Source organism: Bacteroides sp. OM08-11 (assembly GCF_003438665.1).
Lineage (GTDB): Bacteria > Bacteroidota > Bacteroidia > Bacteroidales > Bacteroidaceae > Bacteroides > Bacteroides cutis.
In genome coordinates, this window is record NZ_QSTJ01000006.1 from 16,818 (window position 1) to 41,660 (window position 24,843).

General features: G+C 49.1%; 31 protein-coding genes. 20 read left to right on the plus strand and 11 right to left on the minus strand.

Features of this window, described 5'->3' with window-relative positions; genetic code table 11:
* Window positions 1-4: 4 nt before the first annotated feature.
* From DXC10_RS11405 to DXC10_RS11440, 8 genes are all read left to right on the plus strand, one after another.
* Window positions 5-826: a M23 family metallopeptidase gene (locus DXC10_RS11405; RefSeq protein WP_005816253.1), complete on the plus strand. Its 822-nt coding sequence runs from the start codon at window positions 5-7 to the stop codon at window positions 824-826.
* 32 nt (window positions 827-858) lie between these two features.
* Window positions 859-1,131, plus strand: a complete 273-nt coding sequence (locus DXC10_RS11410; protein ID WP_007897422.1) for a hypothetical protein — start codon at window positions 859-861, stop codon at window positions 1,129-1,131.
* A gap of 9 nt (window positions 1,132-1,140) precedes the next feature.
* Window positions 1,141-2,940 (plus strand): hypothetical protein, encoded by a 1,800-nt coding sequence (locus DXC10_RS11415; RefSeq protein ID WP_005816255.1) that lies wholly within the window; start codon window positions 1,141-1,143, stop codon window positions 2,938-2,940.
* An 82-nt stretch (window positions 2,941-3,022) separates the two neighbouring features.
* Window positions 3,023-5,479, plus strand: a complete 2,457-nt coding sequence (locus tag DXC10_RS11420) for a zincin-like metallopeptidase domain-containing protein (protein WP_005816257.1) — start codon at window positions 3,023-3,025, stop codon at window positions 5,477-5,479.
* 4 nt (window positions 5,480-5,483) lie between these two features.
* Window positions 5,484-7,040, plus strand: coding sequence for a glucosaminidase domain-containing protein (locus DXC10_RS11425; protein WP_117713279.1), 1,557 nt, complete (start codon window positions 5,484-5,486; stop codon window positions 7,038-7,040).
* Entirely contained in the window at window positions 7,037-7,219 is a 183-nt protein-coding gene (locus DXC10_RS11430) for a hypothetical protein (RefSeq protein WP_005816263.1), read from the plus strand. The genes DXC10_RS11425 and DXC10_RS11430 overlap by 4 nt, the downstream gene beginning before the upstream one ends.
* A gap of 72 nt (window positions 7,220-7,291) precedes the next feature.
* Window positions 7,292-7,897 (plus strand): hypothetical protein, encoded by a 606-nt coding sequence (locus DXC10_RS11435; RefSeq protein ID WP_005816265.1) that lies wholly within the window; start codon window positions 7,292-7,294, stop codon window positions 7,895-7,897.
* Between the two features lie 6 nt (window positions 7,898-7,903).
* Window positions 7,904-9,826 (plus strand): zincin-like metallopeptidase domain-containing protein, encoded by a 1,923-nt coding sequence (locus DXC10_RS11440; RefSeq protein WP_005816267.1) that lies wholly within the window; start codon window positions 7,904-7,906, stop codon window positions 9,824-9,826.
* Between the two features lie 106 nt (window positions 9,827-9,932).
* Here the strand turns inward: DXC10_RS11440 and DXC10_RS11445 are convergent, their stop codons facing one another.
* Genes DXC10_RS11445 through DXC10_RS11455 form a run of 3 tightly spaced genes read right to left on the minus strand, consistent with a single transcriptional unit; the run spans window position 9,933 to window position 10,803 of the window.
* Window positions 9,933-10,298, minus strand: coding sequence for a DUF2958 domain-containing protein (locus tag DXC10_RS11445; protein WP_005816269.1), 366 nt, complete (start codon window positions 10,296-10,298; stop codon window positions 9,933-9,935).
* Between the two features lie 2 nt (window positions 10,299-10,300).
* Window positions 10,301-10,591: a sulfide:quinone reductase gene (locus DXC10_RS11450; RefSeq protein ID WP_117713280.1), complete on the minus strand. Its 291-nt coding sequence runs from the start codon at window positions 10,589-10,591 to the stop codon at window positions 10,301-10,303.
* A 17-nt stretch (window positions 10,592-10,608) separates the two neighbouring features.
* Complete coding sequence (locus DXC10_RS11455) at window positions 10,609-10,803, minus strand: hypothetical protein (protein ID WP_117713281.1); 195 nt, start codon at window positions 10,801-10,803, stop codon at window positions 10,609-10,611.
* 465 nt (window positions 10,804-11,268) lie between these two features.
* On the opposite strand from DXC10_RS11455, the gene DXC10_RS11460 reads away from it, so the two are divergent.
* Window positions 11,269-12,531, plus strand: coding sequence for an ATP-binding protein (locus DXC10_RS11460; RefSeq protein ID WP_005816273.1), 1,263 nt, complete (start codon window positions 11,269-11,271; stop codon window positions 12,529-12,531).
* 140 nt (window positions 12,532-12,671) lie between these two features.
* Here the strand turns inward: DXC10_RS11460 and DXC10_RS11465 are convergent, their stop codons facing one another.
* From DXC10_RS11465 to DXC10_RS11475, 3 genes are all read right to left on the minus strand, one after another.
* Window positions 12,672-14,078: an OmpA family protein gene (locus DXC10_RS11465; protein WP_005816276.1), complete on the minus strand. Its 1,407-nt coding sequence runs from the start codon at window positions 14,076-14,078 to the stop codon at window positions 12,672-12,674.
* Between the two features lie 54 nt (window positions 14,079-14,132).
* Window positions 14,133-15,584, minus strand: a complete 1,452-nt coding sequence (mobV, locus tag DXC10_RS11470; protein ID WP_008665034.1) for a MobV family relaxase — start codon at window positions 15,582-15,584, stop codon at window positions 14,133-14,135.
* A 208-nt stretch (window positions 15,585-15,792) separates the two neighbouring features.
* Window positions 15,793-16,401, minus strand: coding sequence for a hypothetical protein (locus DXC10_RS11475; RefSeq protein ID WP_233519923.1), 609 nt, complete (start codon window positions 16,399-16,401; stop codon window positions 15,793-15,795).
* Between DXC10_RS11475 and DXC10_RS16565 the strand changes: the two genes are divergently transcribed.
* A complete protein-coding gene (locus DXC10_RS16565; protein ID WP_229127720.1) occupies window positions 16,363-16,773 on the plus strand; it encodes a hypothetical protein in 411 nt (136 codons plus the stop codon). The two genes, DXC10_RS11475 and DXC10_RS16565, sit on opposite strands and share 39 nt — an antisense overlap.
* Here the strand turns inward: DXC10_RS16565 and DXC10_RS11480 are convergent.
* The 4 genes from DXC10_RS11480 to DXC10_RS11495 all read right to left on the minus strand — a co-directional run bounded on the left by DXC10_RS11480 (window position 16,757) and on the right by DXC10_RS11495 (window position 19,316).
* Entirely contained in the window at window positions 16,757-17,167 is a 411-nt protein-coding gene (locus DXC10_RS11480; RefSeq protein WP_008766906.1) for a hypothetical protein, read from the minus strand. The two genes, DXC10_RS16565 and DXC10_RS11480, sit on opposite strands and share 17 nt — an antisense overlap.
* 73 nt (window positions 17,168-17,240) lie before the next feature.
* Window positions 17,241-17,654, minus strand: a complete 414-nt coding sequence (locus tag DXC10_RS11485) for a hypothetical protein (RefSeq protein ID WP_005816283.1) — start codon at window positions 17,652-17,654, stop codon at window positions 17,241-17,243.
* Between the two features lie 78 nt (window positions 17,655-17,732).
* Window positions 17,733-18,179 carry a hypothetical protein gene (locus DXC10_RS11490; protein WP_004319947.1) on the minus strand — a complete coding sequence of 149 codons (447 nt, stop codon included), beginning with the start codon at window positions 18,177-18,179 and terminating at the stop codon, window positions 17,733-17,735.
* 24 nt (window positions 18,180-18,203) lie between these two features.
* A complete protein-coding gene (locus DXC10_RS11495) occupies window positions 18,204-19,316 on the minus strand; it encodes a hypothetical protein (RefSeq protein WP_005816286.1) in 1,113 nt (370 codons plus the stop codon).
* A 254-nt stretch (window positions 19,317-19,570) separates the two neighbouring features.
* Between DXC10_RS11495 and DXC10_RS11500 the strand changes: the two genes are divergently transcribed.
* The 10 genes from DXC10_RS11500 to DXC10_RS11550 all read left to right on the plus strand — a co-directional run bounded on the left by DXC10_RS11500 (window position 19,571) and on the right by DXC10_RS11550 (window position 24,048).
* A complete protein-coding gene (locus DXC10_RS11500; RefSeq protein ID WP_005816288.1) occupies window positions 19,571-20,194 on the plus strand; it encodes a recombinase family protein in 624 nt (207 codons plus the stop codon).
* Between the two features lie 16 nt (window positions 20,195-20,210).
* Window positions 20,211-20,894, plus strand: coding sequence for a DUF3800 domain-containing protein (locus DXC10_RS11505; RefSeq protein ID WP_005816290.1), 684 nt, complete (start codon window positions 20,211-20,213; stop codon window positions 20,892-20,894).
* Between the two features lie 3 nt (window positions 20,895-20,897).
* Complete coding sequence (locus DXC10_RS11510) at window positions 20,898-21,434, plus strand: hypothetical protein (protein ID WP_005816292.1); 537 nt, start codon at window positions 20,898-20,900, stop codon at window positions 21,432-21,434.
* A gap of 194 nt (window positions 21,435-21,628) precedes the next feature.
* The gene (trxA, locus tag DXC10_RS11515) at window positions 21,629-21,928 is read left to right on the plus strand and encodes a thioredoxin (protein ID WP_005816294.1); all 300 of its coding nucleotides are present in this window, start codon (window positions 21,629-21,631) and stop codon (window positions 21,926-21,928) included.
* A gap of 10 nt (window positions 21,929-21,938) precedes the next feature.
* Window positions 21,939-22,514, plus strand: a complete 576-nt coding sequence (locus DXC10_RS11520; protein WP_007837469.1) for a DUF6155 family protein — start codon at window positions 21,939-21,941, stop codon at window positions 22,512-22,514.
* A 14-nt stretch (window positions 22,515-22,528) separates the two neighbouring features.
* Window positions 22,529-22,774: a hypothetical protein gene (locus tag DXC10_RS11525; RefSeq protein WP_005816298.1), complete on the plus strand. Its 246-nt coding sequence runs from the start codon at window positions 22,529-22,531 to the stop codon at window positions 22,772-22,774.
* Between the two features lie 183 nt (window positions 22,775-22,957).
* Window positions 22,958-23,395 carry a DUF4186 domain-containing protein gene (locus DXC10_RS11535; protein WP_005816300.1) on the plus strand — a complete coding sequence of 146 codons (438 nt, stop codon included), beginning with the start codon at window positions 22,958-22,960 and terminating at the stop codon, window positions 23,393-23,395.
* On the plus strand, window positions 23,392-23,598 hold the full coding sequence (locus DXC10_RS11540) for a hypothetical protein (RefSeq protein ID WP_005816302.1): 207 nt from the start codon (window positions 23,392-23,394) through the stop codon (window positions 23,596-23,598). The genes DXC10_RS11535 and DXC10_RS11540 overlap by 4 nt, the downstream gene beginning before the upstream one ends.
* Window positions 23,599-23,607: 9 nt before the next feature.
* Window positions 23,608-23,844, plus strand: coding sequence for a hypothetical protein (locus tag DXC10_RS11545; protein ID WP_005816304.1), 237 nt, complete (start codon window positions 23,608-23,610; stop codon window positions 23,842-23,844).
* A gap of 24 nt (window positions 23,845-23,868) precedes the next feature.
* Window positions 23,869-24,048: a transcriptional regulator gene (locus DXC10_RS11550; RefSeq protein WP_005816310.1), complete on the plus strand. Its 180-nt coding sequence runs from the start codon at window positions 23,869-23,871 to the stop codon at window positions 24,046-24,048.
* Window positions 24,049-24,348: 300 nt separating this feature from the next.
* Here DXC10_RS11550 and DXC10_RS11555 read toward each other — a convergent pair whose 3' ends face one another.
* A complete protein-coding gene (locus DXC10_RS11555) occupies window positions 24,349-24,840 on the minus strand; it encodes an SLOG family protein (RefSeq protein ID WP_005816313.1) in 492 nt (163 codons plus the stop codon).
* Window positions 24,841-24,843: the final 3 nt, after the last annotated feature.

Genomic DNA, 24,843 nt, shown 5'->3' on the forward strand with positions numbered 1-24,843 from the left:
TGATATGAGATATACAGAAGAAATGATACTGCGCTCATCGAGCGGCTACTGTATGCCGTTTGAGGAGCCTATAAAGCAGGACGTGCAGATGTCCTTGGGTTACGGAGAGCAGAAAAATCCCGTGACGGGAGAAACATTCTTCCATCACGGCATAGACTTCTCAGTGAACCATTACCTGCTGTCGGCGGTGGCAACGGGAACCGTCTCTGCCATTGGGTCGGACGCGGAGCATGGCATCTACCAGACCATCCGCTACGGCAAATACGAAGTGACTTACAGGCATCTCTCCAATGTCTTCGCCAACTTCTCCCAAAGCGTCAAGGCCGGTCAGACCATCGCCATCAGTGGCGACCTGCTGCACATGGAGGTGAGGTTTGACGGAGAGGAAATCAATCCGTTGGAGTTCCTCACCATGCTCTACGGCAATATCAAGGCATTGGAGCACAATTCCCAAATGGGCATCAATGAACTGGACATGAACATCCCTTCACCCTACGACACCGACCGTCAGGAGATAGAGGCATTGATGCTCCGCTTCCTTCCCTCCTACTTCGAGGACCTTCAACAAGGAGCATACTCTCTGCCCGAACATACGGAGCAGTCGTTGAGAAACATCTTCTCGTTGGGAGCGAGCAAGCATTATTTCTACGAGACCATGCCGAGCATGGCTAATCCCTTGGGCATCGGCAACCGCTGTATGCCTTTGGCGACTAAGGTGCAGAACCTGCTCATTGCCGACTTTCTCAACTATCTTGCCATGCGACATCAGGTATATCTCTCCACGATGGACGAGGTGTTAAAAAAAAACTCCAAGAGCAAGCCCTGACGCATGACGGCATCATCGACCCTCTTGCCGACTTGGACGTGGATATCCAGAGCTTCGACATTCCGAGGATAGTGAGCGTCTATCCCGACCGGGCTGGCGTGAGATGGTGGACAAAGGCATGGTTCAATGGTAAGGAAGAGGGGGAACCCTCCGTGGAGATTGAGGAACGTATGGCCGTGCAGTTCATCCACTGCCAAGTGGACAAGGACGCATGGTTGGAGGAACACTATCCTAAGCAGATGGAGATATATCACAATGCCATCGAGCAGACAAAGGAACAGATATTACAGCAGTATAATATATAAACAAGGTATATGGCAGTTAAGAACAGTCAGCGATTCGCAGAGATAGAGCGTCTGATGGGCGACTACTTCGGGTGTCACCTTGCCCCCGTGATGGGCAGGGTGCAACGGGACTTGTCCAACAGACAGGCAGACGAGATGCGAGCCTACTCCAACAGTACGGCTGGCATCCTACGCTCATTGGCCACTGCCAATATGCCTGGTGATGACCCATACGCCACGCTGAAGATTACAGGCAAGTGGAACAGCAAGACCACCGAAGACTATCTGGCGATGTGCAAGGAGGCTATTGTCGGCAACAAGGATATGCAGCGTGACCTTGCCGTGATGGCTGAGGAATGGCGCAAGGCGGTGGTGACGGAGATAGGACGAGAGCGGTACGATGCACTCTCTAAACAACTCGGTTGTGATTTGGCATACGCCTATATCGATCACCGCATGGAGCAGCTGATGATAGAAAAAATGGTGAAAGACCGTATGCCAACATCTTCTGCCGACTATATCATCCGCAAGGCGGCACAAAGCAGTCTGTTCGGTCTGCCCTACGAACTGAACAAGTCACCCCTTGCCGCAGAGATAGAAGCCAAAGGAGAGGCAGCCTATAAGCCCTCTCGAACAGAGAAGGCAGCGGGATGGGCAGCCGGAGCGGGTGCCGATGTCGTGGCCATGGGAGGGATTGGCTCATGGGCAACCTTCGCCAAGTTTGTCGGTATCGATATGGTGATGAATGTCGGCATGGAGCACCTAAGCAAGAAAGGTAGCAGCCAAGAGGTCTGTGTCGAGGAGTGTATCAGCAAGGGAGTTTTCGGTACGGGCACCAACGTCTTCGCCTCATTCCGCAAACAGGCAAAAGTCATCAAGAACCACGAGAACAGCTATATCAAGGCTACCAACAGCCATTTCAAGAACAAGATTCCCACGAGCAATATCACTTTTATGGATTGGACGAAACAAACCGAGCAGACCTCTTTTCCTTGGAACAAAGGTACGTTCCTTGACCCTCAGAGAAACGAAGCAACCAAACGTACAGGCAAGTACAAGGATGTGCCCTTGATAGTTGCGCCTGGACAGGAAGACGAGTATCTGGAGGTTAAGGCGAGACTGGATGCAGAGGCTGAGAAGGAGAAGAAGGCAGAACCGAAAGAAACTCCTGATTCATCGACTGAAGAGGCAACACCATCTGTAGTCCAGCAGGAGGAAACAGCCTTACAAACAAACGAAAATGGATGGGACGGGCTGTTGCAGAGTTTTGGACTGAACGGCTTTTCAGACATCGGCAAGAACCTTGGTTATGTGTTGGCGATGCTGCCCGATGTACTGGTGGGACTGTTCACTGGCAAGACAAAATCGCTGAATATGGACAATAGCCTCCTTCCTTTGGCCTCTATCGTGGCTGGAATGTTCGTGAAGAATCCTATACTGAAGATGCTGTTGATGGGTATGGGAGGTGCCAATCTGCTCAACAAAGCGGGACATGAGGTGCTGGGCAGGAAACAGCAGGAAGGCATTGCACCTACAGTTAGTCCTGCTGCATCTCGCATTCAGTACCGCCAATATCCTGATGAACCACTCAATCCTCGTATCAGCAACCCGATGCTGCAAGGGCGGTGTCTCGTTGCCAACATTGACCATGTGCCTTGTACCATTCAACTGCCTGACAGTGTGATTGGGGCGCATCAGTCGGGGGCATTGCCGCTGAATACATTGGCTAACGCCATACTTGCCAAGAACGACCAGATGCGACAGATGGCAGCAATGCAGTACGAAGAGCAGGCACGGGAGAGCGTGGTGCGACCGAGGGGAATACAGTGAAGCCCGACAACAAAATTGTCGGGAACGGTGGCTTGGTAAGCCAATTATAGAATGTGATTGAGATAAACAAAAAGATAAAAGCATGAAAGAGAAATCAGAATTTGAGAAGCGGACGGCGGAGAAGCAGGTGTCGCTGCTCACTGAGGCACTGACGAGTGCGGTGGATGCCAAGGGACATTGGTTGAATGCAAGCGGCAAACTCTATCCGAAGCTCTATCCCAAGGGCTTTTCGGTCAGTCCGTTCAATGCCCTTGTCCTTGCCCTTGACTCCGATGCCAAGGGTTGCAAGAGCAATCTGTTTACGCAGTTCTCCGAAGCGAAGGCACGGGGTGAGAGCGTGAGGGAGCATGAGAAAGGTGTGCCGTTCCTGTATTACAATTGGAATAAGTACGTCAACCGCAACAATCCCGACGATGTCATCACCAAGGAGGCATACGCAGAACTGTCGGAACAGGACAAACAGCAGTACAAGGGAGTGAAAAACCGTGAGATCCGTGTGCTGTTCAATATCGACCAGACGCTACTGCCTATGGCTAACGAAACAGCCTACACTACGGCATTGAAGAAGGATGGCACGGTGGAGGATAGAGGTTATGGCGACAAGGAGGACAAGCAGCTGCATGGGTGCGTCAACGGATTCCTTCAGAAGATGAAGGACAACCTCGTGAATGTACGTCAGGACGGCACGGGTGTGGCGCACTACGACACCGAGAAGGATGTCATCTACCTGCCACGGCAGCGTGACTTCGAGCACTACAATGACTATGTACAGGAGATGATGCGTCAGTTGGTGTCTGCCACCGGTCATCAGCAGCGGTTGGCACGTGAGGGCATGGTCATGAAGAACGGCAAAGCCCCGTCGGAGGATGCCGTGAAGAAGGAACGACTCATCACTGAGATAGCTTCGGGCGTGAAGATGCTCGAACTGGGACTGCCTGCCCGTCTGTCAAAGGACAGCCTTAGCATGGTGGACTATTGGACGAGGGAACTGAAGGAAGACCCTTGTCTGATTGATGCCATCGAGAGTGAGGTGAACGGTGCGCTGAAGGTGTTGAAGAAAGCCGAACTGGGTGAAAAGGTGGAGTATGCCACCGACCAGCATCAGCGAGAGACGGCGCAGATACAGGTGCAGTTGCCCAACCACTACTTCGTAGCAGACGAAATCAAGCAGCATCCCAACGAGGAGCAGCGTACTGTGGTCATCGTGCGTGATGATGCCAGCAAGACCGCCGATGTGGTGCTGCCACAGGGTGCATCGTTGGAGGTGAACAACGAGATCAAGGGCATGAACAAGCAACGCTTCACCAATGCCTTGCAGAAAGAGGGTTATGACAACGTGCGTTTCTACAATCCCGACGGAGCCTTGGGCTTCCGTCCCGACGACAGTTATTTCGCCGACAAGAAAATCACGGTATCAAGACTGCGCAACTGGTCTATCGAAGACCTATCCTCGTTGGATGCTTCTGAGGCCGTAACCCACAGCCGTGACATCGGTTTCGACAATGTGCAGTTGGTAAAGGATGACAAGGAGCGGTGGGCATTGTACATCAAGCCCGAAGGTAAGGAGGGCTTTGCCGTCTATCCCGACAAAGGAGACCTCAATCATTTCTTCACCACCTTGAAGCAGTCGATGGACAACATCGAGCGTGTGCGTGAGGAACTGGCACAGAAGTATTATGCTATGGCAGAGGCGAAACCCGACCTGAAGGTGGACATCTTCGGAGGTAATGAGCAGGAGGTTGATTTGAACCGCATCCAGCGTGTGGCAGTATTCCGTGCCAAATCGGGCGAATGCCTGTGTGCAGCCACTATTGACGGCAAGAAGTTGCAGCCGAGAAGTGTCAGTCCGTCACAATGGCAACGATTGTGGGTGGCTCCTGACAGGGATTCCTACAAGCAGAACCTTGCCGCCTCGCTGTTTGCTGATGTATTGCAGAAAGACAACAATGTCGAGCAAAGTACACAAGAGAAGCAGGAAGAAGCGACGGAGGTGAAGCAAGCGGAGACGGCAATTGTCGATAAGCATGATGAACAGAAGGAAGTGGTACTTAAGGAAGATAAAAGCTCTGAACAAAGGGAAGAGAAGAAACAAGAGGAAAAGAAAGAAGAAAAGAAGGATGAAAAGGCTGTCAAGGCTGCTGTCTCTCCCCTTGTCCAACAATATCTTGACTTGAAGAAGAAGCATCCTGATGCCATTCTTTTGTTTCGCTGCGGTGACTTCTATGAGACCTACAAGGATGATGCGGTGAAGGCATCCAAAATATTGGGTATTACGCTGACAAAGAGCAATGGGCGCAAGGATGATGAAGGCAAGCCGTTGGCAATGGCAGGATTCCCATATCATGCCCTCGACACCTATCTGCCGAAGCTCATTCGTGCTGGTGAACGGGTGGCCATCTGTGACCAGTTGGAAATGCCGAAGCAGACAACATCATCGAAGCGTGGAATTACGGAGATGGTGTCACCTGGAAAAGAGACAGGAAAGCAGATGGCACAGGAAAGTCAAGAAACAGAACAACACACCAGTCTAAGGAGATAGGCTTATGGGAAAGAACGCAGCGTATGCCGCACAATATGCGGAGGAAGCCAAAGAACAGATGCGGATGTATGGGATTCCTGCCTCCGTCATCTTGGCGCAAGCCATACTGGAGAGCAGCAACGGACAGAGCCAACTGTCGCGCGAATGCAACAACCACTTTGGCATCAAGGCTACGGCATCGTGGTTGAAGAATGGCGGAGAGTATGGAGTCTATACGGATGATAGGCCCAACGAGAAATTCTGTAAGTACAAAAGCGTGGGTGACAGTTATGAGCATCACTCGCAGTTCCTGAAGCAGAACAAGCGTTATGCGCAGTGCTTCACGCTGTCGCCTGACGACTACAAGGGATGGACGAAGGGCATTGAGCGTGCCGGCTATGCCACGGGCGGCGGTTATGCTGCAAGTCTGCAGCGCATCATTGAAGCCAACGGACTGGACAAGTATGACCGTGAGGTGATGGCTGAGATGCGGGCAGAAGGTCGGTCGTTCGGGGTGGAGAATAATCCTCGTAGAGAAATGCCTGCTGCCCATGTACCGCAGTCTGCCGGGTATTCCTTTCCTGTGGAGCGAGAGGAGTTTCTCTTCATCACCTCGCCTTTCGGCAATCGCCAGGATCCGATGGATGCCACCAAGCAGCAGATGCACAAGGGCATTGACATCAAGACGAACCATGAGGCGGTGTTGGCCACGGAGAACGGCGGCAAGGTGGTGGCGGTGAACCATAATGCGAACACGGCAGGAGGGAAATCCGTCACCGTGGAATACAGCCGTGAGGATGGCAGCAAGGTGCAATGCTCCTACCTGCATCTGTCTGACATAGCAGTAAAGGTAGGTGACGTGGTTAATGCCAGTCAGAAGTTGGGGGTGTCGGGAAATACCGGCACCAGAACCACTGGCGAGCATCTGCATTTCGGAGTGAAGAGTGTATCGGCTGACGGCTCAAAAAGGGATATGGATCCAGCCGCTTATCTGGCAGAAATCGGACAGAAAGGCAACATCAAGCTACAGGCCCTGCATAACGGCAATGACCTGTTGGCAAAATACAAGAGCAATGCGCCACAGGAGCAGAAGGTTTCGTCGGAGGACTGGATGAAGAAAATCCTTTCCTCGGAGGACAGCGGCGTGGGCATTTCGGGAACGAATGACCCTATACTCGACATGGCGATGACCACCTTCATGTCGCTGATGATGTTGGCAGCGCAGATTGACAGCAATGATGAGGAACGACAAAAAGGACTTATCTCTGCCATGGCAGCCAACCGGCTCGTAGATTTGACCTCGCTTGTTCCAGGCATGAGGCAATGCACCATTACTGTGGGTGAGAACGGCAAGACTGTGCTTCATGCAGAGAGCGGTACGGTGAAGATTGACCGTGAACTGACCTCCTCGGAGATGAACCGCCTGTCGCTCATTTTGGGCAATGCCAATCTGTCGGAAGAAAGCAAACGGACGAAGATTGCGGGAATGGTGACAGGCATCGTGGCGACACAGCAGGCTTCGCAGAACTTCGAGCAAGGGATGGAGGCTGAGAGTCAACAACAAAATCTGCAAAGGAAATGAAAAGGATAGCAAGTCATCTGTGTACATTGCTGGTGGGTATGGTAGCTGTGGCAGGACACTTCATGCTTACCCAATGGCTTTTCGGTCAGACCGTGGCCATCATCTATCTCGGCTTCCAACTTATCATAGCAGCGTGGATAGTCTATGAACTGATACGTGCGCTAGTATATGATGATTGAAAAGAGATTATTGTCATTGCTAAGACATTTCACTTGGACGATGGATATGTATAATTCAAATAGTATCGAGCAATGATCAAATGTAATGTAACAGTGTGCGGAACGGTCAGCAAGGCTGCGACCTGCCGCACGAACAAGGAGGGCAAGGCATTCGTGAGCTTTGCCATGAACGTAGTCATTCCAGCGAAGAGCGGGATTAACAAGACCATCGAGGTGTCGGTCATCAAAGATGGGACACTGACGGAGGTGGGCAGCTGCAACATCGGCGAACGCATTGAGGTAGCCGGTGTATTGGTACCAAGAAAATGGGGCGATGTCCTTTATTTCAACCTGTCGGCAAGCAGCATCAGCCACCAGCCTGACGAGGCAGAGGACTGCATCAAGGGCGTGATGGAGTTCCGCGGCAAGGTGGGCAAGAGCATTGAGGACAAGACGGACAAGAATGGTGTGCCGTACTGCCAGTTCTCCGCTTTCAGCGCAGAGAAAGTACAGGACGGATTTGAATACATCTGGGTAAGTTTCTTCCTATTCGATGGCAAATGCGAGGCATGGCTGCAACCAGGCGTGAAAGCGAACATCAAAGGGGCATTGTCTGTCAGTGTCTTCAATGACAAACTGGACTTCTCCTGCCGAGTGTCTGAAATGAGCGAATATGTTCCGCAGCCCTATAATGGTTAATTGACTATGGGAAAGCCTTATGCTAAGGAAGGTCCGAGTGCCGAAGACAAGGCACTCGACCTGTTTGCCGATATGATGATTGAGCGTATTCAGTCGCTGTCGGGCAAAGACGGATGGAAAAAGCCCTGGTTTACTGAAGGTGCGTTGCAATGGCCGAAAAACCTGAACGGACGAGAATATAATGGCATGAACGCTATGATGTTGCTCCTGCATTGCGAGAAGGAGGGTTACAAGATTCCTCGCTTCTGTACCTTCGACCGCATACAGCAGTTTAACAAAACTGGCAAGAAAGACGAGGAACAGAAGCCCCGTGTGTCAGTACTGAAAGGTGAGCATTCTTTCCCCGTGATGCTCACCACGTTTACGGTGGTCAATAAGGAAACAAAGGAACACATCAAGTGGGAGGACTACAAACTGCTCTCTCAGGAAGAGCGCGAAAAGTACAATGTATATCCAAAGCTTCAGACTTACCATGTCTTCAATGTGGCGCAGACCAACCTGAAGGAGGTCAGACCAGAGTTTTGGGAGAAACTGGAACAGGAATACTCGATGCCCAAGGTAGAGAAGGACGAGCAGTTTGCCTTTGAACCCGTGGATAGGATGATAGCGGACAACCGTTGGATATGTCCCATCAAACCGATGTTCGGTGATTCCGCCTATTTCTCCATCAGCAAGAATGAGATTGTGATGCCTGAGAAAAGGCAGTTCAAGGATGGGGAGTCTTTCTACTCGAACCTTTTCCACGAGATGGGACACTCCACGGGTGCGGAGGGACAGTTAGACCGCATCAAGCCCGCTACCTTCGGCTCGGCAGAGTATGCACGCGAGGAACTGGTGGCAGAACTGACGGCTGCGCTGACCGCTCAGCGGTATGGCATGACAAAGCATCTGAAAGGAGATTCGGCTGCCTATTTGAAGTCTTGGCTGGATTCGCTGAAGGAGTCGCCGCAGTTCATCAAGACCACGCTACTCGATGTGAAAAAAGCTACCTCAATGCTCACGCAGCATATCGACAAGATTGCTATGGAGATAGACCAGGAGAAAAAGGCTGAGCAGGAAAACGGGCAAGGGAAAAGTTATCTATCCATAGATGACGGCGACCATGCAGTCTTGGCATATAATGGTTCTGCTGTATATATCCAGCATCATGAGAAGGAGGACTCTGTAAAGATTGCTGTGCCGACGAGTAACGGTCTGGAAGTGAAACTCTCTGTTCCTTACGACCACGGCAAAGACCTTGACACCAATTATCAGGAGGCTTTTGCCCAGTACAAAAGCCTGACAGAGCCTTCACAATCGAAAGAAAACGTCTATTATGCCTCCATCGCCTATCTCCAATCAACGGATGACACATCGGAACTGGATAAGCTAAAGGAGAAAGGTGACTATCAAGGACTGCTGACGCTTGCCAAGGAATACTATGACGGGAACGGCATGGACGAGGAGCAGACCTACAGGAAGCCGTGCCAGAACAGAGGCGATGACCTGCTAATAGAGGACAAGGACTTTGCAGTGGTCTATAACGGGAGTGTCGGCGGTACGTATGAGGTGTTCCTGAAGCATACGGAGCAAGAAGTGCGTGACCATATCACTCGCTATGGCATAGGACGTGCCAGTGAGGACGTGAAGGCTGTGGCGAGGGAGATGACCGCCGAAGAGTTTTCGGAATTGGCGCAGCGAAAAATGCCGATATTCCAAATGCCGAATGGTGGTTTGCTGAACCTGCAATATAACAAGGATAAGGATAGCCTGGATGTGGGGACTGTGACCAATGCAGGACTCTCTGTGAAGCATACCTTCCCTTTCAGCCACAACCATTCTATGGACGCAAACATCAGCTCTGCGTATGAGCAACTGCTTGACATGGAGGAGTACCAGAAGGAAGAGGTACAAGAGGAGCACGTTGCCAAGTCCGCTTTCCGAAGATGAGAGTAGTATCGTAGTATATACTAATCGTAGGCTTTACTACTCATAGTAGGTACTAACAATAGTCAGCCGCAAGGAGTAATGTCCCTGCGGCTGATTTAATTTGGGGTCATTCCATATTATGAAGGAATGCTTGTAAATCCTCGTCTGGAATGCTCTTCAGTTTCACCGGCTTGAAGCCGTCCAACTGCTCCACTTGAAATATCTCGTCCACTCCATATTTGGAGCCATCCACCTTTACGCTCTCCATTTCATTGACGGAGGTATAGCCATACTCCGTTTCATGCAGACCGCATACGATGGTGAACAACGTGGTGTCGTTACCTTCCGGCTGTCCTTCAAGTACGAACCAACGGACGTGTCCGATGAAGAATATTGCCACACAAACGGCATCCTTGCCTTTGCCGTCCTGTGAATACAGAGGATAGGATTTCAGTATCTCCTCCAATACGGGTGTAATCAATCTGCTTGCCATAGTCAATCGTTGTTAAGTGTTCTGTAATACATTCTGTTCTCTACAAGGTGTTCGATGGCCTCTGCTGCCAATCGGCACACCCACTCGTCACGCTGGTCATAACGACCTTTTTGATAGTCGTTGGCAAGGCGTTCCAAGAAGGCAAACACCACCTTGCCCTTTTCGTTGATAAGATAGCGATGGTCATCTGCAAGGGCATTGCCTACCTTGGCGGCTGACCCCATCTGACCGTTTACGAACCGTGAGAAGCACTCGACAAATGCCTGCTCGTTTTCTGATAATCTGTTGTTCATATCCTTTGAATTAAGAGTTAAATACTTGCCTGATAATAGATGTTTGGCTCACTGCTGACGTTGTAGATATAATCTCCGCAACGCACCAATAAGGCATCCATGCCATAATAGATGCGCTTCATGCCTCTGATGCTTCCGCTCTTGTGGAAGTTGGGAAAACGGCTGATATTGCACTGCTTTCCTTGTTCTTTGTTCAATCTTCTTGTCCTCATATCGTTTAATGTTTGAATGTTCAACTTGTTTTTAACTTCGTTGAAGAAACTCACACTCAGCATAGTGAATAAATTCCCTCTGCGTTCGCTTAACCGTTTCTTTCTTCCCTCCTTTTGAAGCCTTTCGGCTCCTCTTGTCGGGAACTGATTTTTCGTGCATCAAAAGACTGCGGAATGAGGGCGATAAGGCAAGAAAACAGACGGAGGAGTTAATGAAATACCCAAATCTTTGATTTGCGGAAAGCTGTCGTTCAGTCCTCTGCCTGTTAGCATGGCGGTACTTGACCATTCGCCCGGGCAGTAACTTTGCAAAGAAAAATGGGCATCGGCAAGTGGAATAGACACTACAAAACAGGAAAATCATTGATTTTTAGTGCATTTTTCTTTATTTCTTTCTTTGATTTAGGATAAAATATATAACTTTGCCTCCGAAAAAGTGTCACAAGTGACAGTTTTTCGTAAAATATGATAGTAAACAGATATAGATACATAGAACAGTTGAGCCGTTCAAAGAACAACGGGCTCATAAAGATAATCACAGGATTGCGACGTTCAGGCAAGTCGTTCCTTCTGAAGAAACTCTTTCATCAGCATCTATTGGATGAGGGCGTGAGAGAAGACCATATTCTCGTCATCGACATGGAGAGTAGGAAGAACAGAGAGTTCAAGAACCCGGACTACCTGTTGGACTGGGTGGAAAAGATGATGATTGACTATGAGACTTATTATATCATCATCGACGAGGTGCAGGAGGTGGAAGACTTTGTAGAGGTGCTCTCTTCCTTGTCAGTTACCGAAGGGGCGGATGTGTATGTCACAGGCTCCAACTCGCGTTTCCTGTCCTCTGACCTGGTGACGGAATTCCGAGGCAGAGGTGACGAGATACATGTGTGGCCACTATCCTTCAAGGAGTTCATGACGGTGTATGATGGTTCGAAAGAAGACGGTTGGGCTGAATACAGACTGTACGGAGGTTTGCCGCAACTACTTACACAGGTTGGGGATGAGAAGAAGGCTGATTTCCTGCGTCGCCTTTATCGCACGGTATATCTACGTGACATCTACGAGCGGAACAACATAGAACTGAGACCTGAATTTGAAGAATTGTCGAAGACCGTAGCATCCAGTATAGGAGCACCTGTCAATGCACTGAATATAGCCAATACGTTCAAGTCCGTAAGCAATGTGCAGAGCATAACCGACAAGACAGTGTCGGCTTATCTGGAATATATGCAGGATGCTTTCCTTATCGAAAAATCCGAAAGGTTCGACATCAAAGGACGGAAATACATAGGTTCGTTGTCCAAGTATTATTATCAGGACGTAGGTCTGAGGAATGCTATTCTGTCGTTCCGTCAGAGCGAGCCGACACATATCATGGAGAACGTCATCTACAATGAGATGCGTATGCGAGGATGGCTCGTGGATGTGGGTAACGTCTATCATCGAGTGAGGAATACGGAAGGAAAGCAGCAGAGGGTGACATTGGAAGTGGATTTTGTCTGCAACAAAGGGAGCGAGCGGATCTACATCCAGTCGGCGTGGCGTATGCCCGATGCAGAAAAGATGGAACAGGAGAAACGGTCGTTGCGTCTTGTAGATGACTCTTTCCGCAAACTGCTGATCGTGGGAGAACATACCAAGCAGTGGAGCGACGAAAACGGCATACAGATAATGAGTATATATGACTTCCTGCTTGACTGGTCAAGTACTGAGAAACACGGATAAAAAAAAGATATGCGCATAGAATATGCGTTAATACATATATGATTAAGGGAGGGCCTATCCATCACGGACAAGCCCTCCCTTTCTAAAATTTATCAATGAAAAAAAAGTTTTAGTGCTCTTGTTCGGAGCTGTATGTCTGGCTATAGATACAGCAGGATTCTGGTATGGCGGTTCGCCTCATTGGGCGAGTAATCGTCAATGCCGCCATCGAAAATCTGAGAGATGGTGCCATTTTCCATACCACGTTTCATCAGTTCCTCTGCAATGAATCTGGCACGGGAACGGCTGAGGTTATCATTGATGGCTTCACTGCCTGTGGCACTGTCGGCAGCGCCGATGACCTTAACTTTCAAGCCATATTTCTTGGCGATGCGTGCTACTTCGTCGAGATTGACGAGCTGTGACCTGTTGAGCAACCTGTCAGTGCCAAGTTCAAAGAAGAAATAGATGGGCGCACCTATGCAAGCCTTTCCTGAGTGGATGAGCGATAGGTAATCGTCTTCCGGCTCACCTTCAGCATTGCCATATTCTTCTGTACAAGAGGCGGACTCCATGACCTTTGTCTTTTGACCATTACCATACTTGTCTCTCATTCTTGCACGCAGCGAGTTGAGACCGCTGTAGTCGTTTCGAGGATAGCCATTTGTGACGGAAGAAGCGGCATCGTCAGAAAAGAGGTGGCCGTACTTGTCCAGAAGTCCCTCGATGGCAAGAATCTTGCGCAGCTGCTCCAGAGTCTGACAATCTCGATCGTGCTGGGCGTGATAGCGGCTGTTGCTGTCAGAAAGGGATGAGGCGTATGCCGAAAGCCATTCGTTCTGTGCGATGTACGGGCGAGCGTCTATCACTCGCTTCCAGCCAGTCTTGCCGATGCGGACAGAGAGGCCGAGGGATGCGGACAGCAGATGGTCGCCAAGGCGGTGTGCCTTGCCATAGCCGTCAAAATCCTGCATGGTGGTCATGTTGCCTATCTCTGCCGTAACAGCAATGCGTGGGGAGAGATGATACTGCCCCTGTATGCCGTAGGAAATGGCAAAGGGCTTGTGGGCATTCACCTTGTTGTGCAGCATACCCACGCCCACGTATGGAATGACACTCCATCTGGCAAGTGTGTGTACATCGTCCTTGTAGAGGTTGCCGAGGACATTCCACATGAAATCAGCACGCAGGTACTGGTAGTCCTGCGAGGAGTTGTTGCAGTCGTTGAACTGCATACCGCCATAGTTCAGACGACCGCCGACGGAAGGTGTGAACCATTTGCCGATCGACACGGAGAATGCCGGTTTCATGCGACCGAATAGGTCGTTGCATCCGAGCGGTTTGCCGAGGAAGACCGTAGTTCCTCCTGCCGCTTGGACAAACCAGTTGTCCGTCCATGGCGAAGCTACCAATGCCCCTTTCATGTAGGAAGGTTTAAGCGGACGAAGCATACCGTCTGCCGAAAGTCTGCATACAACGGTGGTGGTGTCCGCCGTGCGGTGATAGTCTTTGGCTTGCGCACCCAATGAAAGGGCGAAGCCAAGGGATAGAATAAGTATTTTTCTCATGTTGTTCAATTTAATCTGGTGAATACTATAACAGGTGATACGTGACAGTGCCGCTTATCGTTTCTTCCTTTTGCCGGAAGAGGGGCGCATCATGCGTGCAGCTTTCATCATGCAACGGCGTGCCCAAGCGCGTTCATCCTCGTCATCGTCACGTCCCCATTTGAGGTCGGACGAACTGCCGCCACCGCCATGACCTTCGGCAAAGGTGGTGGCATCATCGACGTAGCCGAGGAATAGAAGCGTGGCACAGTACATCACCTCCGTTCCATTCTCCGCAAAGGCCTGAAGCAGGGAACCGTCAAACACGTCCTTGCCCTCATTGGAAAGCCGTGCCACACGTTCGGAGAACTCGCTGACCATGTTTTCGAGAAGGGCATTTCTGAGAACGGTGTCCGCACCTTGTCGGATAGTATCGGAATATCTGTGTGCCTCCTGCCGCAACTCCTCCGTGCGCTCCTTCATGGCGGTCATCTCCTCACGCAGGGCATCGAGCTTGCGGTCAGCCTCTGAGAGCTTCTCCTGCTTGTCGTCCAGTTTCGACTGGATAGCGGACAGTTCCTGCTCCAGCTCTTGGACTTGCTGACGGAGAGCATCAGGATTGTCGTGACCTGCAAGAATCTGCCGATGCAATTCAGCAAGTGCCGCCTCCTTCTCAACCTTCTCCTGCAAGAGGTTGTTGACCATTGAGGTGAGTCCTTTTACTCTCCGCTCTGCCAGACGGATGTCCGATTGGAGCGAGGCGAGTGTCCGCTGATGGGTGGCGACGGACTGCTCAATGGTGGTGCACTGTTCTGACAGCTGGCGGCGGTATTCTTCGGTGGTGCGGTGGCGTGCTCCCGTCTCTGAGACGGAAGTTCCGCGCTCCATGCCCCAACGCTTGTTGACATCGGCAAATTCGCTGTGCAGGGCTTTCATCCTGGCAGAAAACTCGTACTTGTCCTTTCCGGCGAATATCTGTTTGTATGCAAACTTGCCGTCCTTGATTGGCAAGAGGGTGCAGTGAACGTGCGGATTGGTTTCGTCCAAGTGTAAGATGAAAGCGACGATGTTCTCCTCACCGTATTTGTCCGCAACAAAGCGGTAAACATCCTTTGCCCATTCCTCAATGTCCTTGCATCGGGTTAGATGCGAATTGTCCGCTCCGTGAGTGAGATTCACCTTCTGGTCACCGAATGCCAATTCTGTCATACGTTCTCGTGAGCCTCCGAAGATGAAATTGACCACTGTGCGGAAGCGTGGCTCTGCCAGTCCCTCGTTGGGGTCTTTGATTCCACGGCTCCGCAGGATGTCTGCCATGCGCTCCGGGATGCTTCGGCTCTTGTCTATAGGACAAACCTTGCCGCCCCGAACCTCGAAGTTGAGCCGCTCACGGCTGCGGTCGTAGTTGCCTGTTGATTCAGCGGATCCCCAACCCTTTTCCGTCCAACGGCGTTGGTGCTCGTTGCTCTGTGCTGTGGTGATTCCCTTAGATGGTCGGAAATCCATAACCTGTTTTGGTGTTGCCATAACCTATTTCCTTTTATGTGTGTACAACTCTCCTGTCTCCAGCTTGCTGCTTGTAAGGACAGCCTCCCGATGGTCGGAGACCAAGAGGGGTATTAGGCTACCCAAATTCCCTCATTTCCGACCAACGGGCAAGCCCGATTATTTTACAGCAATGGCAGACGTGTAAACACTGTGCCAGTAGAAAAGAAGAAGCGTTGTACGGTGATTATTAGAGGTTAATACAGCCTTTTGATGGACAGGAGCCCTCTTGGTTGGCTACAATGGCAAGGAACGGTCGGCAGAGTGACTGAAACTGTGACTTGATGGCTGCGCTTTCCTGATGCAAGGCTGGTGAGCTGCCATCCAATGCCAATTCTGATATTGCCTTTGCCGCCTCGATGAATGAGAGCCAGTCTCCTCCCAGGTCTTTGTAAAAGAAGGGAAGAAGGGAGGTAACGAGGGCGTTATCTGTTTCCTGCGAAAGCACCTGATGGAAGGTGGCTTCGCAGACAGCTGTGAGTGCAGTCATACAAAAGGCGTGTCCTACAGATTCGGGAATGTTTCTTCCGCATGGCACCTTGCCAATTGAATTGCCATTGTCGGCTTTCTGCAAGATAATGGCTACTTCCTCTGTTGCATCTTCGTAGAGTTGTTCACATTCCGAGGCGCAAGCCGATGCGGACATCTTGCCGCTTCGCCATTCGTCCAATGCGGTACACATCTTCTGGCGGAACACATCCAAGGCTGCGTCAATCGGAGAAACGGCAGGTGTCTCAGCCAACATCGGGATGGTGATGATTTGGCTCTTCGTGAGACGGGTGACGGAAATCTGGTTCATCTTCTCCAACTGCTCGATGAAGGTGCGGACAGTGGCGCGGTGCCAATGCCAGCATCCTGCCAGTTCGGTAATGGTGATTACAAACTGCCCGTTGGACAGGCTGAACTCCTGCTTGCACAGATCCTTGGGGATGTACTGTACAGAAGCCTTGTCTACAAGGTCAAGGTAGGCTTCGAGCTTCGACAGCCTTATCCCGGACCTCTCTTTCAAGAACTCCAACAGGGACATCCGTTCAGACATCTTGCCGGAACTCGTTCTATGTTTCTGTTTCTTCATTTCAATAATCTGTTTGGTGAATACTGTTGTTTGTCGCCAGCTCCATTATACAAAAGGAACGGCATGATACAGGTGATACTTAATAGTAGTATATGATGAGCATTTCTGTGTCTTCGAGGAGCATCTTGCGGTCAGCCTTGTTCTTCCACAGCGATATGACTATGCGCGAGGGATAGAACAGTGATGCCAGAAGGACAAAGGAGATGGTGACAGCAAGCGTGAACAGATGAGGAGTGAAGACAAACACCACTGCCGCCAACGCGGCGATGCAGAAGGGTGTCCGCTCCTCGTGCAGACGCTGTAGCCACCTCTCCACATCCATAAAGACAAAGAATATGGCAAACGCTATGGTGGAAGCCACTACGCCTATGTCGTTATAGTGTACACAGAGGTAGAGGAAGTGGAACACGTACAGCAGGATGAGCAGCATCAACCGGTAGAGCTTCCTTGCTGTCACAAGCGCGGTCATGCGCAGATAGAACCGTGTCATAAACTGTCTGCGGCTTCTGTGCAGAATCATCGTCACAAAGAAGAACGCTGACATCAGGATGAGAAACAGTATCTTACTTGTCATAATATGTATAGCATGTGAATAATGGAAGTGGACTCAGGTCGGGCTGGACGACACCGTGTGTGGCAGTGGATATGATACGCTCCACATCCTCCAGTGTCAGTTCTCCCTTGATTATTCTCTGACGGAAAGCTCCGTCGGTTGTCCGAAGGCTCTTGATAGCCTGTTCCAAGTCGTACTCGGCTATCTGCCACACTTGCCCTCTCGTGTAGGGGAAATGATGGTGGATGGCCTTGACCACAAGCACACGGCTGAGGATGTCGGTCATTCTGCCGTTCCTGACTATCGTGTGGTTGCGGACAGTGGCGATGCTCTCAATCTCCAGCCATGTGCGGTGACGGTCGAGAAGATGGATAATCTTCATGTAAAGCGTTTCCTTCATCAGATGGTCGGGAGCTTGTGGCATGACTTTGGCCTTTGTTGTGGACAACAGAATGGAGCGTTGTTGCGGTAGAACAGGACTGTCATCTGGCAAATGTAACTTTCAAATGAAGTCGAGCAGGACTTCCTCCTTGGGCTTCATGTATTTGAAGAACCCGTTCTTGCAATGCAGACTGAGGTCGAGGCATACATCTGCCGACATGTGCTCCAGCGAGTCATAGATGGTCACTTTTATCTGGCTGACCATGCCACGCTCATCTGTGGAGCCGTTGACCTTGAACATCCGTCCGAAAGAAGGGTTGGAATAGGCACAGCAGCTGTGTCCGAACTCCGTATGACGGCTTGGAATGTGGTGATAGAGGATTATCATTTCCATCTCGTCTTCGAGCATATCCATCACCTCCTCTATCGTGAAAGGGGTGTTCAACTGGAAAGTAAGAAGCACGTAATCGTCATACTTGACAGGCTTCTCCATCTTGCGCTTGTCCAGCAGTTCTGGCAACTGCAAAGGCACGACGGCAAGGAAATCATCGCAAAACTGTTCTAACATAATCGTATTCTCTGTTTGGGGTGTTTATAATCTTGTGACATAAATCTTCATCATGAGCATGGGCATATCCGACAGGCGTTGCTTGTCGAGGTGCAGTTTCTTGGCCAGACCGTCCATCTCCTTGGGGAGCGCATCGGCTATTTTGTAGAGGTCTGCCTTGTCCTTGTCGGAGAGCACGCTCACGGAAAGGTCATCCATCGTCATGAACGGCTGCATCATCATCAGGAGGTAGGCGTGCATGGTGTGCTCGTCCTTTACCCTGCCACTATTCAGATCCTCGATAGCCGCTTGTGCGTTGCGCAGCAGACGGTGGTTGGTGCGCATGGAGAGGTATATCATTGCATCCTTGTGGGACAAATCCTTGCGGTCGGCGGCACGGAGTATCTCCCGACAGCAGTGTTCGGTGTTTCGTCTGATGTCACCGATGTCATCGTCAGCAAAATCCGGCAGGTATTGCAGGAAGGATTTGAAATACAAATGCTCTTCCTTGATGAAAGCGAGCAGGTCTTCCTTGCCGTGAATGCCTTGCTTGGCGGATTTTTGCAGGAACAGCAGGTAACGCTTCAGTACCGCCTGTTTACCACCTTTATTATATATAGGCAGGCTATCCAAGGAAGCGAAGAATGGCTGTGCTTCCTTCACGGCTTGCTGTAGTTCCTCATCACCAACATGGGAAGAGGTCTGTTCTCTGAGATAGAGCAGGTCGTGAAAGGTGCGTTGCTTAGACATCGCCATACGGCACAGCTCGATGTGGATGGAGTCGTTCAACTCATGATATACCGTGAACGGGTATGAGTGGGCTTTCCTGACAGTGTCACGTGAGATGCACGATGTCACGGAATCGTCCAACACGCGCCATTCGTTGACAATCTTAACTAATGTCTGAATTGAGACCTTGCCGTTCTGTCGAAGAGTGGTCAGAAAGCCATGATACTCTCTGATGGCTTCATCGCTCGAATGGAACGACTTCGTGCCGTTTCCGTCTGAACATGCTGTCAGCATGACTACGGCAAACGCAGTGGCAATACAAATGGCAAGTCTGATACAGCCATGCGAGTTTGATTTTGCATTATGCAATATTTGCTTCATGCAATGGAGGTTGGTTTGTCCTCCGAAAAGTTGGGTTTCATATTTCATTGTTGTCATTATTTTGAGTCTGATTTTGAAATTGACGGTGCAAAGTTAATGCGTTTCAGCGATATATTTGCAAGAATGACAGTAAGTTTAATCTTATTTGTGTATCATACTTGCGAGTATGATTTTCAATGAAATCAAGTGAAAAGAAAATGGCAAATTATCGTGTTTAAGTATGATTTTTCGTTCAAGTATGATTGTTTCTCGGAAAAATAGTGTACCTTTGCACTTGATTTCATTTAATAGCGTACAACAGTATGGCAAAAGTAGGTTACATCTTTATCGCCACCAATGGCGAAGAGTATGCAGAAGACAAGGCTTGGATGCAGCAATACGGCTGTGTTCAGGTGATAGAGGAACTGTCCGAACACGAGAGGCTGCGCCCGATGTGGAAGCAGCTCATATCGAGTCTGGAGCGCGGCGACGAGCTGGTGGTGTCGAGGTTCAGTAACGCACTGCGTGGCACCCGTGAACTGGCTACATTCATAGAATACTGCCGTGTGAAGGTGGTTCGCATCATCTCCATCCAAGACCGCATCGATACGTTTGACGAACTTTTCCCCGACACCAAGCCCTCACAGGTCATCCGTATGTTCGGGTCACTCTCTGAGGAGTGTGCCGTGCTGCGCAAGGCATCGGCACACATCATCCATCTGCAACAGAATATCCGGCCGCCCAAGAAGTCGGAAAGGGCACTGTCGAAACTGGAGCGTGAGAAGAATATCGTGAACATGTACAACGAGGGGCACAGCATAGATGACATCTTTGCCATCAGCGGCTTCACAAGCCGAAGTTCCGTGTTCCGCATACTCAACAAGCATGGTGTGACGCTGAACCGTGGACCTCATAGTGGACCGCTGAAGAAAAGGAATAAAGAATAAACAAAAAACAGATACAATGAATAAGACATTCAACATCTACTGTGATGAAAGCACCCACATGGTGCATGACGGTCATCCCTACATGCTTTTGGGATGTACAAGTATAGCATACACACAAATCCGCATGGCAAAAGATGCCATAAAAGATATTAAGAAGAAGCACGGCTATAGTGATGAGCTGAAATGGACAAATGTCCACGAGGCCACGTATAAAGTCTATGCAGAGCTTATAGACTGGTTCTTTATGAATGACATGGAATTTAGGGCTGTGGTTGTTGACAAGAGTCAGATTGACGAGAAACGAGAAGACTATACGTTTAATGATTTCTACTTTCGCATGTACTACCAATTGCTGCATCACAAGATGGACATGGATTATACATATAACATATATATGGATATCAAGGACACATGCAGTAGCGATAAGCTGGAGAGGCTCAGAAAAATAATGGAATACAACTCTTCCATTGGCAGGTTTCAGTTTATACGTTCACACGAAAGTGTCTTCATCCAATTGGCAGATGTTCTAATGGGAGCCATCAACTACAACCTTAGATATGAAAAGGGAGAAGTTGAAGGAAGGGTGAGAGCCAAAATGAAGCTGATTGAAAAGATAAAAAAACACAGTAATATCAGTCTCAACACCACAACTCCCAAATTTAGAAAGAAGTTTAATTTGTTTTTTATCGCACTGAAATAGCCAATGAGCAGTTTGAATATTATCAAGAAATACCCTGAGCTGCTGGAACTGGCATATCTCAGTGAACGAGAAAGAGAGCATGATCTTCATGCAATATTCAAGCGTGATATAGAAGATAACTGTCAATTCTCATTCAGAGGGTGGCGCATCTATCCTATAAAGACAGATGGCGAGATTGACATGGCAAGATTGTTCAAGCATCTTACCTGTGAAGAAATCATGGTTGAGAACGAAGACGGTACGACTTATCCAAAGCGAGTATTCGAGATGGCTCGTTCACAAAGGCTTCATTGGATAAATCACCATGTGAGAGAATTGACACCAGACAATCTGGATGTATTTACCATAGAAGAGAGGGACGGCAAAAAGCGTAAGGTCAAGAAAACATACATCTATGATAAAGTGGAAAAGTATGTTATTGTCTTGGAACAACAACGTAGCAACGGATTCTATCTGTTGACAGCATACCATCTTAACAAAGAGTATGGACTAAAGGCTTTGGAAAAGAAGATGAAAAAGAGATTGCAGACACCACTATAAAACGCAAGACCCGAATTGCATCAAAGGCAACCGGGTCTCGAAACTCCTTCTATCTATAGATGAGCGCTGCAAAGGTACGAATATTCTTTGAAATAACGAAGGTTTTTCATTGAATTCTTCTCGATTTTAACATTTGCAGGGCAGTATTGTAAGATAACAGGAAAGAAAATAGCATAATTTTACAGAAAATCGTAATGGAAACATTCAAAGACGTTATATCAAGTGACCAACTTGTCTTGGTCGATTTCTTCGCCACCTGGTGCCAGCCATGCAAGATGATGCACCCCATCCTTGAGCAGGTGAAGGAAGTGTTGGGTGACAGAATCCGCATCATCAAGGTAGATGTGGACAAGTATGGGGTGACTGCAAGTCAGTATGGCATACAGTCTGTGCCCACATTGATGCTGTTCAGACGCGGCGAAGTGTTGTGGAGGACGAGCGGTGTGATGCAGAAATCAGAGTTGCTGGCAACGATTGACCCGTTTTTAAGATAAAAGAGCAGAAATGTCAAAATCTAAATTAAAGTCTGTCCTCATGTCCATGGACAAGAGTGAAATAATAAAAATGGTATTGGAACTTTATTCTGCACGGAAAGAGGCAAAGGAATATCTTGACTTCTATGCAGAGCCGAATGAGGGCCAGAAGCTGGAAGAGTATAAGCACATCATACGGGAAGAGTTCTATCCGAGCAGAAACAGAGAGCCAAAGACACGCTTCTCAGTGTGCCGCAAGGCATTGTCCGACTTCAAGAAACTGAAGCCTTCGGAAGATTCAGTCGCAGAATTGATGGTGTTCTATATGGAGAATGCCTGTCAGTTCACTTATGACTATGGAGACATGTGGGAGCAATTCTATGATTCTGTTGAGAGTAATTTCGACAAGACATTGCGCCACATCGTGCTTTATGACCTTTGGGACAAGTATGATTCCCGAATCAAGCAATGCCTTCGTTGGGCAAGCCCTTGTGGATGGGGATTTCCTGACGCACTGAATGATATGTATGAGGAAATGAAGGCGCAAAATGAGGAACTCCGAAAGAAATACAGGAATTTCAAGATGCCCATCAACGCTGATTATTAAACGAATATACTCAAATGGGGAAACCAAAGAAAAAACATAAGAAAGCGAAACAACTGCCCTTAAGCAAAGAAGAGCAGATTTTTCAAGCGGCAAGAGACCTTGCAGCTGAAATTGGCATATCCTATTCTGAGGCATTAGGGTTTACTTTGGGCATAAAGGACGTAACGTATGGTTGGGAAGAAGACTATACGGAAGAAGAGTTTCAGGCACTGATTGACCACGCTGTGGGAGACACTGATTATGAGCACACCCTCTATTGAATCATCTACACGAGAGGAACGTTTGGATTACGTTCTGAATGAATGGAGATGTCTGCACAACTGTGAGCTGTGCGGTAAGTGCCATATTCTGAAAGGCAGAAGCGAAGAAATACTCTATGCAGACTATATAGACGGCAAGCGGTCATATATGGATATAACATTAGAAATCAGAAGCAACAGATAATGATGTCACAGAAATACATATATCCATCGTTGTTCCAAGAGGAAGAGCCGCAAGAAAGCGTTCCTGGTGATAAGAAAGAGTATGACCTGACGAATCTCTTTGAGAGATTGGCAAAGTCTGATTTTCGCAGCCGGTTCCATCTGTCCAAGCAAGACAGGGAGTATGTAATGGAAAAGGGATTGCCGACGATACGAAAACACGCAGAGGACTTTGTGGCAAAAAGACTTGCTCCGGCTGTCATACCGAACGACGGCAAGCAGACTCCCATGCGTGGGCATCCTGTTTTCCTGGCTCAACATGCCACTGGCTGTTGTTGCCGGGGATGCTTCTTCAAGTGGCATCACATCTCAGCAGGCAGGGCACTGACCAAGGAAGAACAGGAATATGCTGTTGCCGTATTGATGGCATGGATTGAAAAACAGATGAATAAAGGATGAAGATAGAAGAAGCCATAGTATATGTGATGGTAAAGCGAAATGGCGGCATGACAACCGACCAGATTGCCGATGCCATCAATCGTCATAGGCTGCACCTGAGAAAGGACGGTCAGCCTGTGACAAGCAAGCAGGTGTATGCAACAATCTGCCGTTTCCCTGAAATGTTCACAAAAGAAGCTGGCAGAATCATGTTAATGATATGACGTAACGATATGACAATAGATACAACCAACATGTGCTCACACCTTCAGAAGAAGTTGTTTGAACCAGAAGGTGTGTATTATCCTATATGGCAAGCCATGCAGGATGATGAGACCTTGACAGCAGTGGTACGAAGCAGACAGCTGCACATCTACAGAAACGGGAAGAAAATTCTCGTTCTGGCAGGTAAGGCACAACCGAAGATTATAAGGGAAGACAAAATACAAGAGTTAATAACAAGATTATAAACAAAACATCAAATCATCAAAACAATGGACGCAAAAGAAAAAGTATTGGCAACAATGAAAGAGGCTGGTCAGCCTCTCAACGCAGGTAAAATCGCAGAACTCAGCGGTCTCGACCGCAAAGAGGTAGATGCAGCCATGAAGCAGCTGAAAGCAGAGGGTGCAATCGTCTCTCCTGTGCGTTGCAAATGGGCACCTGCAGAGTAAGGTTTATACTGCTGTCTTGAAATATAGGCAGCAGTATCTTTATTTTTATCAAAATGTTAAGGTGAGGAATCTGAATATCCTTGCCTACGGACACAATTATCCGCTGCATCTTTTTGGGGTAAGGTGCAGACGTATGGCTGTCAGCGTATCTTGGTTTAAAGACGCTTAGCGGTCACGGCGGAAGTCGTTTCGTCTCTCTCCGCCGAACAAAGCTCTGAGCACATTGCCCAAAGCTCCGAACACGAAGTAGCAAACGATGATTGCAACAATATCGTCCATAAGCATTTTCTGTTTTATGGGTTATACACTATTATGAAGATTCACTATGTCCAATCCCTGCCTCTTGGCTTCTCTGACGGTGTAGAACGTGCCGCCCTTGGGATTGCCATCGAAGTAGGCTATGAGACGTGAACTGCGGTTGACCATATAGTCGTTGCGCCTCAGAAGGCAGCCATTGTAGTATTGCTCGCTCAATACGACCACGTCATCCACGATGCGCAGGATGGCATCATACTTGGCTTGCTCTTCCTTGCTCCACCGGTCAGACTGACCACGGAACGGCACAACGGCTATCACCTGCAAGTCCTTCAACTCGCATTGCAACGAAAGGGCGGCTTCTGCCGCCAGCAGGTCAAATCCCATTGCCATGCCACAATAGAAATACCGGTAGCCGTCGGCATACGCCTTGGCTATCTCCGATTTGAGACATTGCTTCAACTCCCTCCGCTTGGCGAAAGGTACGCTGCGGTGTCCGCTGAAGCATACGGACACTGCCTTGTCGTACTTTGTCATACT